Source organism: Micromonospora sp., assembly GCF_048594385.1.
Taxonomy (GTDB): Bacteria; Actinomycetota; Actinomycetes; order Mycobacteriales; family Micromonosporaceae; genus Micromonospora; species Micromonospora wenchangensis.
This window is the reverse complement of sequence record NZ_JBMDWU010000523.1, coordinates 1-2,212: the sequence shown is the minus strand read 5'-3', so window position 1 is coordinate 2,212 and position 2,212 is coordinate 1. Positions and strand designations below refer to the sequence as shown.

General features: G+C 69.9%; 4 protein-coding genes. 2 read left to right on the top strand and 2 right to left on the bottom strand.

The window, feature by feature from the left end:
* Both ACOJTC_RS27795 and ACOJTC_RS27790 read right to left on the bottom strand, forming a co-directional pair.
* Positions 1 to 616: hypothetical protein (locus tag ACOJTC_RS27795; RefSeq protein ID WP_420119096.1), on the bottom strand; the 616-nt coding region annotated here is incomplete at its 3' end.
* Positions 600 to 1,004, bottom strand: a complete 405-nt coding sequence (locus ACOJTC_RS27790; protein ID WP_420119095.1) for a hypothetical protein — start codon at positions 1,002 to 1,004, stop codon at positions 600 to 602. The genes ACOJTC_RS27795 and ACOJTC_RS27790, both read right to left, overlap by 17 nt.
* Positions 1,005 to 1,153: 149 nt before the next feature.
* On the opposite strand from ACOJTC_RS27790, the gene ACOJTC_RS27785 reads away from it, so the two are divergent.
* On the top strand, positions 1,154 to 1,792 hold the full coding sequence (locus tag ACOJTC_RS27785; protein WP_204924810.1) for a TetR/AcrR family transcriptional regulator: 639 nt from the start codon (positions 1,154 to 1,156) through the stop codon (positions 1,790 to 1,792).
* Positions 1,793 to 1,857: 65 nt separating this feature from the next.
* A complete protein-coding gene (locus ACOJTC_RS27780; RefSeq protein ID WP_420119094.1) occupies positions 1,858 to 2,085 on the top strand; it encodes a DUF3107 domain-containing protein in 228 nt (75 codons plus the stop codon).
* Positions 2,086 to 2,212: the final 127 nt, after the last annotated feature.

Sequence of the window (2,212 nt, the reverse complement as noted above, 5' to 3'; positions counted from 1 at the left end):
TGTTGGCCGTCTGGACGAGGGAGACGATCTGACGGCGGTGCAGGTTCGACTCGGAAGCGATGAAACGGCCCGCGGACAGCTTGAGGCCCACCGTGGTTGAGACCGGGATGGTGTTGCCCTGCCTGAAGTAGACGAAGGTCGACTTGTCGTCCGGAAGGAGAGAGGTGGTGGCTTGAGAGGCCGGCTTCACCGTTCCGGTAGCGCCCGCATTAAAGCGGACGACGGAGAGGTAGGCCCGTGGCTGGGTTTGGATTGCGCTGGGGTCAGTGTTCACCTCGCCTCCTGCCCATCCGAGCGCGATGGCCTCGTGACCGGAGCCGTCGAAGTCGCCGGTGACGAGGTCCGTCAGGCCCGCCACCCGCAATGGGGTCTCGGCGTCCTTCGGGGTGGGCATGGCCGTGGGCTTGAGTACCGTCCGCAGGGTCGGGGTGTCGCCTGTGGTGTCGTACCGCAATGCGGTCAGCTGGAAGGCACCAGAGGCGTTCTGCCACGTCACGACGATCTCGTTCGCCGAGTCGCCATCAAGGTCAGCCACCCCGACGTGCACTGACCCGGTGCGGTACCCGTCAGAGCTCGGACCGCCGATGATGGGCAGGCTGTCATTCGGGCCGGTCACCGTCGGTGACCCGGGGATCGGCGACGGGGTGCCCCGGCCCGCCGGGCGGGGCGCTCACCGGGCGACGCAGCGGGGCCGGGAAATCCGGTGCCGAGTCGTGACCATTGCGGTGGGCCCGACCGTTGCGGGGTGTCTCCTCCTCGGCGGGCGGGGTGGCGAACGGCGCAGGTAGATCACCGTGCCGTGCCGGCTGGCCGCCCCAGCCCCCGGCGGGGTCGGGTCGGTTCCACGGCGACCCGGCCTCCCGGTAACCCGGGGCGTCGCCGCCGCCGGACCACCCGGTCGCAGGTGCCCACCCACTGGCGGAACGGGCCAGGTCGTCCTGCTGACCCGTCCCGTCGCCGTGCTCTCCCGGGGTGGCGGCACCGGGTTGCCCTGTTTCACTCACCGCGCGCTCCTTGGTCGCCCCCGCTGAGGCTACCGTGTGGTGACAGTGGCGATAAGTTACAGCGGCGGGCCAATTCCGGGGCCGGGGTGAGTGCCCTGACCGGTACGGGGTAAAAGTGCCGGCTGGAATGACGAAACTCGGAGGTTCCCATGACCGCTGTGGGGAACGGTGCGCAGACTGCCGGCCGGCCCACCCGGCTGCCCCGTTCGGCACGCCGTAAGCAGCTACTCGCGGCGGCTCAGGAGGTGTTCGTGGCGCAGGGGTACCACGCCGCCGCCATGGACGACATCGCCGAGCGGGCCGGGGTTTCCAAGCCGGTGCTGTACCAGCACTTCCCGGGAAAGATGGATCTGTACCTGGCGCTGCTCGACACGCACTGTGACGCCATCGTCGCCAAGGTGCACGACGCGATGCGCGGCACCAACGACAACAAGGAGCGGGTCGGCGCGTCGGTGCAGGCGTACTTCGACTTCGTCGACCACGAGAGCGAGGCGTTCCGGCTCGTCTTCGAGTCCGACCTGCGCAACGACCCGGCCGTGCGGCAACGGGTCGAGCGGGTGGAGCAGGGCTGCATCGCGGCGATCACCGACACCATCATCTCGGACACCGGTGTCAGCCAGGCCCACGCCGAGCTGCTCGCCTCCGGCCTGGTCGGTGCGGCCGAGACCGCCGCCCAGTTCTGGCTGGCCGGGGGCCGGCAGGTGCCGAAGGCCGAGGCGGAGGCGCTGGTCGCGGCCCTGTCGTGGCGGGGCATCGCGAGCTTCCCGCTCCAGGGTGAGTCGGCCTGAACATCCGGCCCCGAGATCGGATAGCCTTCCGATCGGCGGCTATCTCGCCCACCTGAGGAGGCACAGTGGAGGTCAAGATCGGCGTGCAGTACGCGCCGCGCGAGCTGGTTCTGGAGAGCGCGCAGTCGCCGGCCGAGATCGAGCAGATCGTGACCGACGCCTTCGCCAAGGCGGAGGGGACGCTCTCCCTGACCGACGAGAAGGGTCGACGGGTCATCGTGCCGGTCACCAAGGTCGCCTACGTCGAGATCGCCGAGGCGTCCGCCCGCGCGGGCGGTTTCACCGTTCGCTGAACCGGTCCGACCCTGCGGCGGGCGCTGCCCGCCCCAGGGCGCCCCCGTGTCCCGGGGGACAATTTTAACCCCAGCCGCAAAGCCGACCACCCCCGTCAAGGGTGTGTAACCACCCGCTCGGGTAGGA